The sequence below is a fragment of the Streptosporangium sp. NPDC023615 genome, from assembly GCF_040640155.1.
Taxonomy (GTDB): Bacteria; Actinomycetota; Actinomycetes; order Streptosporangiales; family Streptosporangiaceae; genus Streptosporangium.
The window spans coordinates 1-15,094 of record NZ_JBFABE010000020.1 but is presented as its reverse complement, the minus strand read 5'-3'; the positions used below and the strand labels follow the sequence as shown (position 1 = coordinate 15,094).

The 15,094-nt window shown below is 70.2% G+C and carries 12 protein-coding genes and 1 tRNA gene; 3 read left to right on the top strand and 10 right to left on the bottom strand.

The genetic code is table 11. From position 1 onward, the window contains the following. Window positions 1-22: 22 nt before the first annotated feature. From modA to AB0G16_RS16720, 8 genes are all read right to left on the bottom strand, one after another. Window positions 23-802, bottom strand: coding sequence for a molybdate ABC transporter substrate-binding protein (modA, locus tag AB0G16_RS16755; protein WP_362805349.1), 780 nt, complete (start codon window positions 800-802; stop codon window positions 23-25). A 215-nt stretch (window positions 803-1,017) separates the two neighbouring features. Next, entirely contained in the window at window positions 1,018-1,506 is a 489-nt protein-coding gene (locus tag AB0G16_RS16750) for a hypothetical protein (protein ID WP_362805347.1), read from the bottom strand. Then, a complete protein-coding gene (locus AB0G16_RS16745; RefSeq protein ID WP_362805345.1) occupies window positions 1,487-2,626 on the bottom strand; it encodes a hypothetical protein in 1,140 nt (379 codons plus the stop codon). Before AB0G16_RS16745 ends, AB0G16_RS16750 begins: the two co-directional genes overlap by 20 nt. Window positions 2,627-2,639: 13 nt before the next feature. Continuing rightward, a complete protein-coding gene (gene fxlM, locus AB0G16_RS16740; protein WP_362805343.1) occupies window positions 2,640-4,730 on the bottom strand; it encodes a methyltransferase, FxLD system in 2,091 nt (696 codons plus the stop codon). A gap of 36 nt (window positions 4,731-4,766) precedes the next feature. After that, a complete protein-coding gene (locus AB0G16_RS16735) occupies window positions 4,767-6,032 on the bottom strand; it encodes a lanthionine synthetase C family protein (protein WP_362805341.1) in 1,266 nt (421 codons plus the stop codon). Next, window positions 6,029-9,136 carry a lantibiotic dehydratase gene (locus AB0G16_RS16730; RefSeq protein WP_362805339.1) on the bottom strand — a complete coding sequence of 1,036 codons (3,108 nt, stop codon included), beginning with the start codon at window positions 9,134-9,136 and terminating at the stop codon, window positions 6,029-6,031. Before AB0G16_RS16730 ends, AB0G16_RS16735 begins: the two co-directional genes overlap by 4 nt. 90 nt (window positions 9,137-9,226) lie before the next feature. Further along, window positions 9,227-9,451: an FxLD family lanthipeptide gene (locus tag AB0G16_RS16725; protein WP_362805337.1), complete on the bottom strand. Its 225-nt coding sequence runs from the start codon at window positions 9,449-9,451 to the stop codon at window positions 9,227-9,229. A gap of 547 nt (window positions 9,452-9,998) precedes the next feature. Then, a complete protein-coding gene (locus AB0G16_RS16720; RefSeq protein ID WP_362805335.1) occupies window positions 9,999-10,316 on the bottom strand; it encodes a hypothetical protein in 318 nt (105 codons plus the stop codon). A gap of 603 nt (window positions 10,317-10,919) precedes the next feature. Here AB0G16_RS16720 and AB0G16_RS16715 point away from each other — a divergent pair. Further along, window positions 10,920-12,242, top strand: coding sequence for a helix-turn-helix transcriptional regulator (locus AB0G16_RS16715; RefSeq protein ID WP_362805333.1), 1,323 nt, complete (start codon window positions 10,920-10,922; stop codon window positions 12,240-12,242). Next, entirely contained in the window at window positions 12,239-12,778 is a 540-nt protein-coding gene (locus AB0G16_RS16710; RefSeq protein ID WP_362805331.1) for a GNAT family N-acetyltransferase, read from the top strand. The genes AB0G16_RS16715 and AB0G16_RS16710 overlap by 4 nt, the downstream gene beginning before the upstream one ends. A gap of 850 nt (window positions 12,779-13,628) precedes the next feature. Here AB0G16_RS16710 and AB0G16_RS16705 read toward each other — a convergent pair. Beyond that, window positions 13,629-13,702: transfer RNA gene (locus AB0G16_RS16705), tRNA-Pro, on the bottom strand. 35 nt (window positions 13,703-13,737) lie between these two features. Then, entirely contained in the window at window positions 13,738-14,661 is a 924-nt protein-coding gene (locus AB0G16_RS16700; protein WP_362805329.1) for a metallophosphoesterase, read from the bottom strand. 91 nt (window positions 14,662-14,752) lie between these two features. On the opposite strand from AB0G16_RS16700, the gene AB0G16_RS16695 reads away from it, so the two are divergent. Further along, on the top strand, window positions 14,753-15,094 hold a 342-nt coding region (locus tag AB0G16_RS16695), incomplete at its 3' end, for a GatB/YqeY domain-containing protein (protein ID WP_362805327.1).

The following is a 15,094-nucleotide window of genomic DNA, read 5'->3' as shown; positions in this document are numbered from 1 at the left end:
CCCGCCGAGGGAGCGCGGGCGCTCAGGGGAGCCGGAAACCGGCCTTGGACAGCACGTCCCTGCCCCGCTGGGACAGCACCAGGTCGACGAACCGCCTCGCCGCCTCGGGCGCGGGCCCGGCGGAGAGCGTCGCGATCGGGTAGTCGTTGACCGTCTCGTCCGCCCCGGGGAAGTCGACGCCCCGGACCCTGCCCGCCGAGGCGAGCACGTCGGTCCGGTAGACCAGGGCGGCGTCCACCTCCCCTAGCTCGACCTTGGTCAGGACGGCCTTGACGTCCTGTTCCAGCGTGACCGGAACGACCTTCACCCCCGCCGCTCCCAGCACCGCGGCGGCGGCGGCCCCGCAGGGCACCTGCCCGGCGCACAGGGCGACCTTGACCCCGGGGTCGGCCAGGTCCTCCAGGGCGTCCACCCCGGCGGGATTGCCGGCCGGGACGGCGATCTGCAGGGTGTTGCGGGCGAAGGTGACCGGGGCGGCGGCGCGGGAGGCGTCGGTGACCGTCCGCATCGTGGCGGGGCTCGCGGCGGCGAAGACGTCGGCCGGGGCGCCCTGCACGATCTGCTGGGCCAGGGTGGCGCTGGAGCCGAAATTGAGGCGCACCCGGGTGCCCGGGTGTGCCTCCTCGAAGATCCTGCCGAGCTCGGTGAAGGTCCCGGTCAGCGACGCGGCGGCGAACACCGTCACCGTCCCGGGCGCCTCGGAAGGGGAACCCTGGGCGCCGGACCCGCAGCCGGACAGGCACGCGGCGAGCGTGAGGACGATGGAGGCCGTGACGGCCCTGCGGGAAAGACGCCGCAACAACAGGGGCTCCTCACCGGCTCACCGCACCGATCCGGTACATCGGCACGCGACCACCCTACTGTCGCATATTCCAGGATCAAAGGGAGATCATCATGGTGTTCACGTGTTGACATCTCGCTGAACCATCGCATCCGCGCCAAGCGGGATCGAGGCGCCGGGTTAGCGGCGGGCAGGCTTCTCGCACGCCGGAGGACGCCTCCCGCCGATCCCGCCGGTCAGGGAACGTCCAGGGTGGCGCGCAGGCGCGCGACGGCGCGGAGGATCTCCTCGCGATGCTTCGCGCTCGTGATCCAGCCGGGCAGAGACTGCACCAGCGTCCGTGGCCTGCCGCGGTTCCCGCCCGGGGTGTCGGCGGGCAACGGGCGCTCCCGCCGCCGGGCGGCCACGTGCTCCTCCAGCAGATCGAGGTGCCGTCGCCCGTACGCCCAGAGCGTCTGCCCGCAGCACGGCGACCTCAGCCAGAGGGGGAGGCGGAAATAGGGATCGGTCGGCTCGTCGTACCGGCCGACCCGGTCGCCCTCCCAGCCGCGGACGTACCCGCAGGCCGGGCAGAGCAGCCTGCGCGGCGCGAAGATCCCGGACTCCGTGCCGCCCGGCAGGGGCAGGACCGAGGCGCGGCCGTCGCAGCGGGGGCAGCGCATCAGGATCTCATCGGCCAGCAGGTCGTACCAGGACGTGCCGGGATCACGGAACCGCTCGCTCATCCTCCGACGCTAACCGCTGGCCACGCCTTCCTGCTGTGGAGAGCACCGCTTCGCTGACGTCGAGTGCAGCCGACAGATCGACCTCCAGCCGTGCGGGCAGCATCTGACATCCCAGCGCGCAGATGTTCAGGACGTCGGCGAGCTCCCGCGCCTGCTCGACGGTGAGCATCATGGCGCACCTTTCATGGGCCAGCACCTCACGCGCCGCGTATCCGTCGCGGGACGCCACCGCCCGCTGAATCAGCTCGGTGGCGACCTTCCCAGCCCCGGGATGTCTCGCGCGCTCAGCCGCGTCGAACGCCACCATGCCCAGGCGCGCGCCGAACACCGCCAGGCCCGGTGCGGGAACGAGCTGCCGGTAGCGGTCCAGCATCACATCCAGATCGAGCTCGACCGGCCGATGGCCGTCACGGTGGCACAGCACCGTCAGGCAGGCGGTCACCGCGTTCTCCCAAGGCTCACCGGGAAGGGTGCTCGCGAGCAGGGTCAAGGCGCCGTGCGCGTCGCCCGCCGTGGCGGTCGCGATGACCTCGACCTGACGGCCGTCCAGCATCCGCCGGCCGATGCCGTTGTGCCGCCGAAGGTGGGTGAGCGCGTCCTGCCAGCGGCCCGCGCCGGTCAGGGCGCGGGCTCCCTCGGCCAGCAGGGCGCCCCACAGCCACCGGCGTACCTCACGGTGATCGTCCGCAGTCGTGGTGAGCGTCGCCGCCGGCACCGGCAGGCCGTCCACGACGGTGTCGACGCGGGCGGTCACGGCCTCGAACAGGTCGCTCAGGAGCTGTAGGGCAGCGTCGCCGTCGCCGTCGCGGATACGCAGTCGAGCGAGGTTGACAAGTGGCTCCAGCGCGCGGCGTGCGGCCTGCGCGCCCAGGGGACAGGCGCGCAGGCACAGCTCGGCATGGCGGTGACACCAGGCCCGCGCGAGGTCCGGCAGGTCGACGTCGGAGGCGAGCAGCGCGGCCTGGTTGAAGACGACGGAGGCCTTCGTCGGGTCACCGTCGCGCCGGGCCGCCTCAGCCAGAGCGCACAACTCGCCGATGCGGACGTCGAGCTGGGTACAGGCCGGGCGTGCCCGTGCGACGAGCGGGAACCGGCGCGCTATCGGGCCGGTGGAATCCACGCACGTCCTCCCTTCACTCCCAGATGACGGTGATGGGGTGGCGCGGACGCTCCAGGACGAACCGGCCCACGGCCGGGTCGGCGGTCGCCGGGCTGTCGGGGAGCTCGAAACGCACGCTGCGCTCCCGGTAGTTCGCATCCCAGGTCCGGATCTGCTCGCCCACCAGCTCTGCGAGGTCGTGACCGGTGGGACCGTGTCCGACGACGCCGACCTCGTACAGCTTGCCACCGTTGACCGGTGAGGGGGTGGCGGGGCGGATCGTGAGGTAGGCCAGATCGGCGTCTCGAGTGGTGGCCATCGCCCCCCACTCGAACATCGGGGAGACCAGGCCGCGCTCGATGGCCGGAGCCTGGACGTTCATTCGCATCAACGAGTTGTCGAGCGTGCAGGCCAGCCACAGGTCCATCCACTCGAAGGACGTCATGGGCGGGAAAAACACTCCCGTCCAGATCTCATGGCGATCGGTCTCCAGCACGCCGGCCAGCGCCTGATCGGCGACCGTCTGGTCCTTGCGGCTCACCAGTGCCACCTCTGCGGCCGGGGTGAGTGCGACGGCGCGTTGCGTGTCGTCACCGATCCCGCCGCGCAGCGGCATGAAGATCGCCAGCTCGCTGCCCACACTGCGCCAGCAGTCCTTCGCGCGCTCGAAGGCGATGCTGCGGGCGGCGGCGCCGCGCAGGCGCAGCGGCACGACCAGGCGCCCTTCAGGGGTGAGCTGCTTCAGCCACGCGGCCGGCACCTCGAACGCGCCCACGGTCGCGATCACCCGGTCGTAGGGGGCTTCGGCGGGATGGCCGAGCGCACCGTCGCCGAGGACGACCTCCACGTTGGTCACGCCCGCAGCGACCAGGTGGTTCCGGGCGCCGTCCACGAGGTCGGCGTCGACGTCGATCGTGACGACATGGCCGCACTCGCCGACGAGGTCGGCCAGGTAGGCGGCGTTGACTCCCGTTCCGGCTCCTGCCTCCAGGACCCGCATGCCGGGCCGCGCGGCGAGCTGGTGGAGCATCATGGCGACGATCCTGGGCTGGGAGGCGGCGCTGAGCCAGGCGCCCGAGGCGCTCGTCTTGGTGTAGACGGCGTTGTCGTCGTACACCTGGTCGAGTGGTACGCCGGGGACGAAGAGCTCGCGGGGGATGCGCCGAAAGGCGGCCTCGACCGCAGGGTCGCTGATGATGCCCTGAGAGCACAGCCGGTCGGTCAGGACGCCTCGGAGCCGCTCAGCAGATGTGTTGTCACTGATGGTAGTTAGATGAGTCATTCGGGCAACCTTAGTGATGGGATGGGCGGCGAACGGGAACGTGACGTCTCCACTCGCCCCGAACACGGTGTCCACCGCCAGCGCAGCCATGGTGGATTGGTCGATCACCGACAGAGCCGCACGGTTGGCGTGGAAGATGACGTGGTGGGCCAGAACGGCGCGCAAGCCCCGATCCAGCCGCCCCTGATGTGCCTGGCCGGCCAGGGTGCGTCCGGTCTGCTCAAAAGCGGTGATCCACCCCTCGTAGCCGGCCAGCGCGCCGTCCACCGAGTTGCACAGGGCGTGAGCGTCGACGGTCATGAGCCGGTGCATCGCCTCCTGGAGTGAGGCATCTCGCCCGGGTGGGGCCGTGGAACGCTCCTTGGGACGTAGGGCGGCGACCTTGGCCCAGACATCGCCCTGCTCGTACCGGTCCAGGCCCGCGCCACGCATCATCGCGCTGCACAGCACGACCGTGGTCTCCCGCATCCCCAAGGGCGGGACGGTGGGGGTGGCGGCGCGAAAGAGTACATACCGGCTGTCGTGATGGAACAGCTCGTGCGCCACCTTCATCCCCAGACGCCCGCCGAACGCCACGGTCTCGGGCTCGTAGACCCCGGGCATCCAGCGGAGAATCAGGCCGGCGTCGGCCAGCGCGTCCAGCAGGCTGTCGATGGCGGCGTAGCCGGGCTCACCGGGCAGATAGCGGACCCGCCAGGAGTGCTTACGCAGGAACCACCACAGGCGGACGTGACCGGCGGCCTGGGCCGCGGACAGAACCGGTCCGATCTCGTGTGCCATGACCTGCTGGGCGCTGTCGGGATCGGGGAAGGTGATGGTGTACTGCCGCCAATGGGCCGACATCAGGGCCTCCTCACACGGTAGGGCGGTCGCGGGTGGTCAGATGATCAGCAGACAGGCATCCCAGCCGGACCGCGGTAGGGCGTTGCTACTGGGGGTGAGGCTGGCCAGGGCGGTTCCCGCGGTGCCGTCGAGCAGACCCGGTTCGTCCCGCAAGGTCGCGGCCGTGCGCCGGGGATCGGCTCCGGGAGGATGCACCGCGTTCAGCAGGGCCGGGATCAGGGCACGCAGCCGGGTGGCGGCGGCCGGGACGGCGTCATCTGCGGCGCGGGCGGCGATGTGAGCGAGTCCGGCGTAGCCATGGCACAGGGAGGAGTCGGTGGTCGCGGCGAGTTGGCCGGGATCGGCCAGCGCCCGCACCAGTGCATCCTCGGCCATGTTCCGGCGGCCGGCGTCGCCGGTGGCCAGCGCGGCGAGCTGCAGGGCGCGGCCCACGCCGGCGGTGCCGTAGCACCATGACGGGCGCAGCGGGCCGACAGGATCCAGGCGATCGGCGCGTAGCTGGGAGCGGGTGACCCAGTACGGCCAGACCGGGCCCGCGTCCGTGTCGCGGCGCCACCGGTCGTACCAGGCGATGATCCGGCCGATCGCTTCCCGGTGGCCGTCCACGGTGACGTCCCGCAGCGCGGCGAGTGCCAGTAGCGCCAAGGGTCCACCGATGCCGTGGGCCATGCCGCAGTTGCCGTGGCCACCGGGAAAGCGGTCGCTGAAACGGGCGGAGGGGGCCGTGGTCGTCCACCAGCCCGGCAACGTCTCACCACCGACGGTCACGGGCTCGGTCAAGCGCACCAGGTACTTCAGGACAGCGCGGAGCGTCGCGCTGTCGGGGGCGCGGCGCAGCAGGTAGGAGCCGATACCCGCCAGGCCCCGGATCGTGTCGAACTCGGTCATGGCAGGCAGGTGGCCTCCATCGATGCGTGCGTGCGCGGCATCAACGCGGCGCCGCGCGTCAGCGGTGATCTTCGCGTCGAGGGCGGCCAGGGCCTTCTCGTAGGAACCAGACCGGGTGGCGGCGGCACACGCCAGAGCATGAGCCAGGGCGGGCGCCCCGTAGAACAGGTGGCTGTCCGGGCCGGTGGTGATCTGGATGCGGGTGGCGTGGGTGAGCCAGTCGTGGACGCGTCGCCATGGTCGCACCTCGGCCGCGGCGAGCTCGATGTGCAGCAGGGCGATGCCCGGCGCTCCGTGAGCGAGCAGTTGCCGCCACCACGCCTTGGTGACCGGCAGGTCGGGTATGACGTCAGGGTGAGCCAGCCTGTCGGCGATCAGGACCGCCAGATCCCGGGCCGGGTGCGCGCCGGTCACCGGATGCCGCCGAAGGCGCGGCCCCACCAGGCCAGGGCGGCGGCGCGGGCCAGGTACATGCACTCGGCCTCGTAGGGAAAGTCGATGCCGACGGCGCGCACGAAATGCACATGCAGCAAGGAACTCAGAACATCGTCGGGGTGGACGCCCTCAGTGTCCGGGCCGAGCAGGTGGGTGCGGTAGACGGCCAGCGCATGAGCGCGCGGCGCCCAGGCGGCGACGACGGTGGCACCGCCCGGGGCCGCGCGCAGCGCCGCCCAGTCCTCACGGGGATCGGCGATCAGGACCGCCTCCTTGAACACCGCGCGCGGAATCGGTGACGGTGCGGCGGCGGGAACGTGGTCGATGAGCCACCGCATGCCCGCCGTGAGGCCGCCGGTGAACGCCGCGGCGATCGCGACGCTGTGAGCGGCCACCAGCGCTTGCGGGCCCGGCCGCTCCGCCAGGCGCAGCTGGGCGAGGACGGCGCGGGAGTCGGCGCCGAAGACCTGCTCGGCAGCGGGCATCGCCGCCCCGCCGCCCCAGCGACCGGTCTCCGGATAGGAGGTGGGGTAGAGCACCTCGCGTAGCAGGCCGTCCCGGTGCAGTTCGTCGGCCCACAGGCTCACCGTGCGCGTGACCGGGCCGAATCCGGTCAGGCGGGGGAGGACGATGCGCAGGCGAAGGTGCTGATCGGGGTCGCGGTAACGGACATACCACCATTCGGGGCGGCCCAGTCGCTCAAGCAGGTCGGGCATGTGCTCGGTCAGCAGAAGGTCTTGACGGCGAAGGTCGCCGTACAGGCTGACCAGCAGCACATGGGAGACGGCCGGGGGCTGCCCCTGGTCGCGGGTGACGAGCCGTGCCGGGTTGGGGGCAGGCAGACGTGGCCACCGCGGCGGCGCGGTGGCCGTCAGCGGCACGATGACCTCGTGAGCGCGCCCCTCACACCAGCCGGACGCCTGCGGGGCAGGAGCCTGCACCAGCAACGCGTGCGGCGCGGTGTCCAGATGGGTGCGCAGCAGCACCCGGTGTGCGATCACCTCCAGGTCCAGCGGGAGGTGCCGGCCATTGTCGATCAGGTGGACGCGCCGTGGGAGGCGGCGCCGTATCTGCCAGGAGGTCAGCGCGTCGTTCCACGCCGTCCAGGAGGCGGTCCGGCGGGGCAGTTCGGCCGCTTCCAGTCGCCACCGAGCCGCTGACACGATGGTGCGGCCGTATCGAACCCGCGGCAGAACCGGCAGGTGGGTGGCGGCTCCCCAGTCGAACATGGTCACCTGGGTGTACTGGGCGCGGCCCAGCTCGATCAGGAACCGTGCCAGCGGCGGTGTGTGAACACGCAGGTTCAGCGCGTGCATCCCCACGACCTCCACCCGATGGCCACGCTCGGGCGCCGCCAGGTACATCCGGCGGCCATCGCACCCCACCGCAAGGTCGCCCACCGTCAGCACCTGATCGTCGGGAGGGCGGTGCTCGGCCAGGCTGATCACCAGCGGCACGCTCTGTGCCGCACGGGCCACGTGCGCGGACGCCGGATCCAGCGGGGGAAACGACACCTGGGCCACCAGGGTCTCCCGGTCACCGGCCGGAACGGCGTGAAGTTCGGCGATGTGCGCTGCTCGGGCGTCGGGGTCCAGCACGGCCAGGAAGCGGCCCGTCGTGGTGCCCGCGCCCCGGGAAACCGACACGACCTCCAACTCGACGTCGCCGCGCGTCAGCGCCTCCTGGCCGGTGGCGTGCACGCGCACGCACAGCTCCAGGTGCGGGGGCGTGCGCGGAGGGTTCGGGCCGGCGTCCAGCGCCGACAGCAGCGCCTCGTCCACGACGATCTCGTCATGCCCGTCGAGGATCGCCTTCTGCGCCAGGGCCAGGAGCACCTCGTCGCGGTGCGCTGTCGGTGCGGGCCGCTCTTCTGACACCGCGCCCGGATACCCGTCCGGCCAGCCGATGCCGCTGTCGGCGACGACGTCGAGCACCGGCACCAGCGCGCCGATCCCGTACCGCTCGTAGAAGCGCTGGTGGTAGTCCTTCCAGGCGCGGGTGCCGTAGGGGTGGCTGCTCAGGCGCGTCAAAGCCGATGCCGCCCGCTCGGCTTCGCGGGCAACGAGCTCGGGCAGGACGAGCGTCGTATCCAGCCGCAGGTCTACCGCGAGCGGATGCCGCCGCGTGCGGGCCACACTCCGCATCCGCCCGGCGGCCTCCTCACGTACCGCGCGGGTTTGCGGGGCAGCGTGGTTGTGGCGCTCCAACAGCGTGTGAATCTCCCGCAGCGCATCGACCAGACCGGCGGCCGGCGCGACGGCGGTAGAAGCGTCTGCCGCCTCCAGTTGCTCCAGCAGGTGCCCCAGCGCGTCGGGTTCCGTGGCAGGCGCGTGCAGGCTCGTGATCAGGACGCCTCGTGTGACCAGCTCGGTGAGCATGGCGCTGATCTGCGCTGACGCGGTGGCCGGGAACTCCGCCTGGAGAGTCCTGGTCAGATCCTCCATACGGATCGGAGCGCGGGCCGCCGTCACGGCGGCGCGCACCGCGGCGGTGTGACGCAGCGAGACCTCCTCCGCCACCGTCCCGCGTCCGGCCTGCCGCTTGAGCCGATAGGGCACGATCAGGCGATCACCGCGTACGCTCATGGTGGAGTTGGCGACCACCGGTAACCGGGCCAGCAGCGCAGGAGTGTTCTCCAGGCGCGCGATGATATCGGCCAGCCATTCCGCCCCGGCCCTGGCGATTACTCGGTGATCGGCCCCTGACCGTAACCGTGGCTGCTGGGCGAAGGTGACGGGTGCGACTCCGGCGAGCAGACCGAACGGGGTGGGGCGCCCCACCATGCGGTTCAGGTAGCGAGCCACCGCCAGCACGGCGCGGCGCGTCTCGCGGACCTTCGGCTCCTCGGTGGCGCACAGGGTGCGTACCTGTACCGCGAGCCCAGGACTGGCGTGGCTGAGGGCTTCGGCGACCGTGTCAATCGCCCAGACCTGTCGTAGCCAGTCCAGCCAGGACGCGACGTGTTCGGCCGCCGGAGTGGTCAGGTCAGGCCACGGTGGCAGTTTCAGCTTGGGGTGGGCGACCGCGCGCATCAGCGCCGTACCGGTGGCCGCGAATCGCGGGGAGTGATCGGAAGGGCGCACGCATGCCTCCAGCGCAGTAGTGAGGGGAGGCCGACACCGCCACGCAGACCTTTCACGCGGCGGCGCCGGCCGATGGACGGTGAGGCCCGGTCAGGCGGCGCCGGTGACGCAGGCGCCGCAGGTGCTTCCGCAGTTGTCCTCGGTCATGTTGATCAGACCGGCGGTGTCGGCCTGCTCCAGCGTCTCGACCCTCAGGTCGAACGGGCCGAGGTCGGCCACCGCGCCGGTGTCGGTCTGCTCCGGCATGCGGACGTCCAGGTCACTCTCGGGCAGAACGCCGGTCGGCGTTGCCACTCCCATCGTGCTGATGTTCATCGCGGGTCTTCCCTTTCAGCTCGTCGAACGTGGATCGGAAGTGCTCCGGCTCAGGGCAGAGCCGGTGTTGTGCCGCCGGATGGCGGCGCCCCGGGAGCGGCCTCATGGGCAGGCGCGCCGCTCGCGAGGAGCTTGCAGGGGTCCCGCCCCGGGCCGGCAGCTCACCGATCAGCGTCCGGGCACCCGGGGTGTGGACCCATCTGGCAGCGCCCTCAACCGGCGTGAGAAGACGATTTCGCTCTCAGGGTGTCAAGGCGAAGGGTTGCCAGAGCCGGATGGCCGGGAGCCCGTTACGGGGGGCGGGCTCCCGGCTGGCGCCCCTGAGCCGGAGGGGAGGACGAAATCCGGCTGTGGAGGGAGCCTTTTCCAGGGTGGTCAGGTGATGCGGTAGACCTGCGCTGTGGTGCGCGGGCGCCAGGGTATGTTCGCTGTCGAGTCCGCCGGGTATGTCCGCGGCGAGCCCGCCCTTTGCGCCCTTCCCCTGATGTGACCCAGGGGGTGGTGCGGCGCGGCGACTCAAGCCGGATTCCCGACCGCCGCGCCGGTCTCACGCGGCGGGCTGCTCGTCCGGCGTCTTGTAGATGGCGGCGGCAATCTGGCCGGCCACGGCCCGCACGTCGTCGACGGGCGACTCGTGCTCGCCATGGTCCACGCCTCGCCGGCTGTCCTTCCATCGGTACGACAAGGCCCCGTCACCGGGCAGGCGGTGGACGCTGACCTCAACGGTGGCCGCGTGCAGTTTGACCACCCCGTCGATACAGCTCACGGACGGGTAAACCCGGTGCTCGTGCAGGTGGTCGCTGAGGACGTTGATCGTGTGGCCAGCCTCGATCAGGCCTACGTCGTGCTGAAGGGCGGAGGTCATCACCATTTCCTTTCACGCCGGGGTGTGGCCCCGGGAGGCAGAGAGAGGGGAGGTTTACCGCGCCAAGATCGCGCAGGACCTCTTCGAGAAGCATGTTCGACAGGAGGGGAGGAGGGAGAAGCGCACGATTCGCAAGTTTCCGGCGGAGGACGGCGCAGTCAACGGCCAGTAGCCTCGCGGCCTGGAGCGGCCTGCGCGCAGGTACCACGCGTCGGCCGCGGCCGTAGCGCCTGCCTGTAGGGGCGTTCCACAGATACCGGTATCCGTTGTAGCGGATGACCAGCCCCACCCAGACCGACATGAGAACCTCGTCCCGGTCGTAGGGGTAGTGCTGCACATCGGCGCTGATGCAATGAGCGCGGGCCAACAGGGGGATGAGTCGCCTGACGCCGCTTCTGGGAGAGCGTCTCCGAGGTACCGTCGACATCGCTCACACCCTTCTCATGGAAATGCAGGAACAAAAGGCATACGCCTTCATTGAGGCGTACGGCCTGTGTTCGGTGACGCTCTCCATGTAATAGTGGGCGCATCTGTGGAACCCATCCAGGGGTTCGATTTGGATAATCGGATCGGCCAAATCAGCAAAATCAGCGGAGGGTGGTCATGCCTCGTAATCCCGATGCGGTTGATCCCACAAAGTCACCCGTACACCTTTTGGGAGCCATGCTCAGGAACTTGAGATTGAAGCGCGGTGACACCCTTGACACTATTGCCGGCCAAATCAACGTGGATCTGTCTGCGCTGGGGCGGTGGGAGCGGGGGGACCAGCTCGCGCCGGTCGATGCCGTGGAGAGGCTGGACAAGGTTTTCGGCACCGCCGGCATCCTGATGGCCCTGCACGCGCTCGCGGTCTCCACCAAATCCGGGCCCGCTCCGCTGGCGGGATCGCCGGACCTGCCTGATCCTGTCGATATGGACAATGTACGGAGGAGTCTTCTCCTCGGTGCTGCGGCAGCAGGCGCATCCACCCTGCTGCCAGGGCTGGAGCGGCTACGTACCATCGTGAACGCCCAACTCGGCGGGCCCAGCCTGACCGACTGGGAGGAACTCGCGTCGGAATACGGACACGGGGTCATCTCGCGCCCCTTGGCCGAGACGATCCGTGACCTGTCGATGGACGTCCTGAGCCTGCAGCAGACGCTGGCCGACGTGCCCAGTCGGGACGCGGTCGGGTGGGCGAGGGTCAACGCCCGCATGACGTTCTTGCTGGCTCACGCGCTGGGGCTGGCCGGGGAGACCCGGGAGTCGCGGCACTGGTGGAACGCGGCGCGCCGGGCCGCGGAACAGACCGGCGAGAACGAGGTCGTCGCCGCGGCTCACGCCTGGGAGGCCGTCCAGGCGCTCTACGAGAACCGGCCGCTGAACGTGGTCCTGCGGCGGGCGGACACCGCCATCGGGCTCACCGAGAAGCGACCGGGACGTGCCACGGCGGAGGCGTTGTGCGCCCGTGCCTACGCGCTGACCCTCATGGGTGATCGACAGGGGGCGCTCGCCAGCCTGGAGCGGCAGGCCGACGTGTTCACCAAGCTGCCCGACGACGTGACGCGGGCGACGTTGAACAGCGAAGGGTGGGGGGAACCTCGGCTCCTGCACACCCGATCCCTCGTGCTGACCACGCTGGGCGACCCGGCCGCGCCCTTCGCCCAGCAGGAGGCGCTCAACGCCTACCCCCAGCAGCACACGCGGCAGATAGCGCAGATCGGCCTGCACCGGGCGGCCTCAGCGGTCCGGGACGGATCGGTGGACGAAGGGCTCGACGCCGCAGCCTCGATCGTGGAAAGTCTGGGGCCCGGAAACGTGACGCAATTCGTCCGGCATGTTGCCCATGGTGTGGCTGATGCCGTACCGGTGAGACGCGAGACGAAATCTGCTATTACTCAATTTCGGGAACGTCTTGCCATAACGTCGAGCAAAGGGGACATGTGACTGACATCGAATACCGATGCCTGACGGGTGAAGCCGCCGCCGAAGTGCTCAACGAGGAGTACGTCGGCCTGTACCAGGAAAATTACTCCGAACCGCCGTACCTGTCCGGGCCGCTCTACAGCACCGACCGGTACGCCGAGCGCACAGGCCGCCAGGTGAAGAGCCCCGGCTTCGTTCTGGTGTCGGCCCGCTCCGGACCGACACTCGTGGGGTTCAGCTTCGGTCTTACCTTCGAGGCGGACCGCTGGTGGGGTGGAGAAACCACTCCACCACCGGCCGAGATCGCCAATTCGCGCAAGTTCGCCGTGATCGAGCTGAACGTACGCCGGGGGTATCGAAGGGTCGGTATCGGTCGGCGCCTCCTGGAGACGCTGCTGGCGCAGCAGGACGCCCCCTACGCGACGCTGCTGTCCGATCCCCAGGCTCCGGCCTACGACATGTACCGGCGCTGGGGGTGGAAGGTGATCGGCCCTGTCCGGCCTGCCCCTGACGCCAGACCCTACGACGCCCTGGTGTTGGAGCTCGGCTGCAGGTAGTCAACGATTTCCACGCCACGCCACGCCACGCACGCCGAAGCGGAAGAGGTGGAAACGGATCTATGCGTCCATGACGCGCGGCGACGACGGCCCTTGGAAGTGGTCCCTTTCACGGTGAGCGCGAGGTGATCGTAGATGGCACGGTCGATTCGCCGTCACCGATCTCGCCGAACTTGAGACGGCCCGCTCCGCCAGTGCGGCTCGAGGCGGGACGCGTAGCGCGAAAAGCCCCTCATCGCCTCGTACGAGGCGATGAGGGGCTTGTGGGGTCCCGATACGGCCAGTTCCTAGGTCACTGCCACGGGTGTGGGGACGACGGCTGTGCACGGCCTCCGCGCATTCCTCCAGCGGCTCACCCTTACGGGCGTGGGGACGACTCCACGCCACTTGGGTCCACATAGCCAAGAGCCGGCTCACCCCCCACGGGCGTGGGGACTACCTCCCCGCCGCCCCCGCGGCCGACACGACCTCTGGCTCACCCCCACGTGGGGGTGAGCCGCGCGCACTCTTCGGCCCGGCTGGTTGTCTCTCGTCCTCCCCGCGCCCGTGGGGGTGAACCGATGCGTCCAGCGCGCCAAGCGGGCCCCGCCGTCCTCCCCACGGGTGTGGGGAATCGCTCCTGACTATCGTCATGGCGCCGGGTGTCGCGACGAGGTCATAAAAGCCCTGAGGAGAGCGGCTCAAGAGCTGTTCACACTCTGCACGACGTCGGAGATCCCGTTCCTGGATCGCGAGCTGGCGATCTGGCGGGAGGGGAGGGCTATAAAGATCATCTCCCAGATATCTCCCATGAACGGAAGAAAGGCCCGATCCGCTAGGCGGATCAGGCCCTCTACCTCGGGAAAGAACGTCGGGGTGACAGGATTTGAACCTGCGGCCTCTTCGTCCCGAACGAAGCGCGCTACCAAGCTGCGCCACACCCCGTTCGCACGTCTGGTCTTGCTCGTGCTTGGGAAAGTCTAGCGGACTTCGCGGGTGCTTGCGTCGCCACGGCGACGGGGCATGAGGGTCAGCAGACTGGCCTCGGGGTAGCAGGAGAATCGGGCCGGGGCGTACGGGCTGGTGCCCAGACCGGCGGAGACGTGGAGGTAGGCGGAGTCGTGGCGGCTCATGCCCTTGACGCGTGCCCGGTCGATCCCGCAGTTGGTCACGAGGGCGCCGTAGAAGGGGATGCAGAGCTGCCCGCCGTGGGTGTGACCGGCGAGCAGCAGCTGGTAGCCGTCGGCGGCGAAGCGGGTCAGGTTGCGGGGCTCGGGCGAGTGCATCACGCCCAGGCGCAGGTCGGCCTCGGCCGGGGCGGGACCGGCGATCAGGTCGTAACGATCGAGGTTGATGTGGGAGTCGTGGATGCCCCCCACGGCCACGTCGAGATCGCCGGCCTTGACCCGGGCGGTGGTGTTGTTCATGTCCAGCCAGCCCTCGCCGGCCATGGCGGCGCCCAGCTCCTCCCAGGGAAGGGTGGGGATCTTCTGCCCGTAGTCGGCCTTGGAGGTGCGCCACAGGTAGCGGACCGGGTTCTTCGGCCGGGGCTCGTACATGTCGTTGGAGCCGTAGACGAACAGGCCGGGCCGCGACAGCAGGGGCTCCAGGGCGTACATGAGGGGCGCGATCGCGTCGGGGTGGGAGATGGAGTCGCCGGTGTTGACGACCAGGTCGGGGTTGAGGTCACCCAGCGAGCGCACCCAGTCGATCAGCATCCGCCTGCCGGGGGTGAGGTGCAGGTCGGACAGGTGCAGGACGCGCACCGGCCGCTGTCCCGGCTCCAGGACGGGCACGTCGAAGCGGCGCAGCCGGAACGCGTTGCGCTCGACGATCGAGGCGTACGCGAGGCCGGCCACGCCGGCACCGAGCAGGGACAGGGGCACCGCGGCTGCTTTCCTCACGTCCTCATCATGCCCGAGTCCCACCCGGGATCCGGCCTCCCGAAGGAAACTCGGGATACAGCGGGGCTGGTGAGGCGGCAAGATGGACCGCATGAGCGCATTGAAGGACAAGCTGAAGGCCGATCTCACGGTCTCCATGAAGAGCAGGGACGAGATCCGCACCCGCACGATCCGCATGGCCCTCGCGGCCGTGAACGTCGAGGAGGTCTCGGGCAGGACGGCCCGGGAGCTCAGCGACGACGAGGTCGTCAAGGTGCTGGCCAAGGAGGCGAAGAAGCGCCGGGAGGCGGCCGAGGCGTTCAGCGGCGCCGGGCGGGCGGAGCAGGCGCAGGCGGAGCTCGACGAGCAGGCCGTGCTGGAGGCGTACCTGCCCGCGCAGCTCTCCGACGAGGAGCTCGCCGCGCTGGTGGAGGAGGCCGTCGCCGAGAGCGGT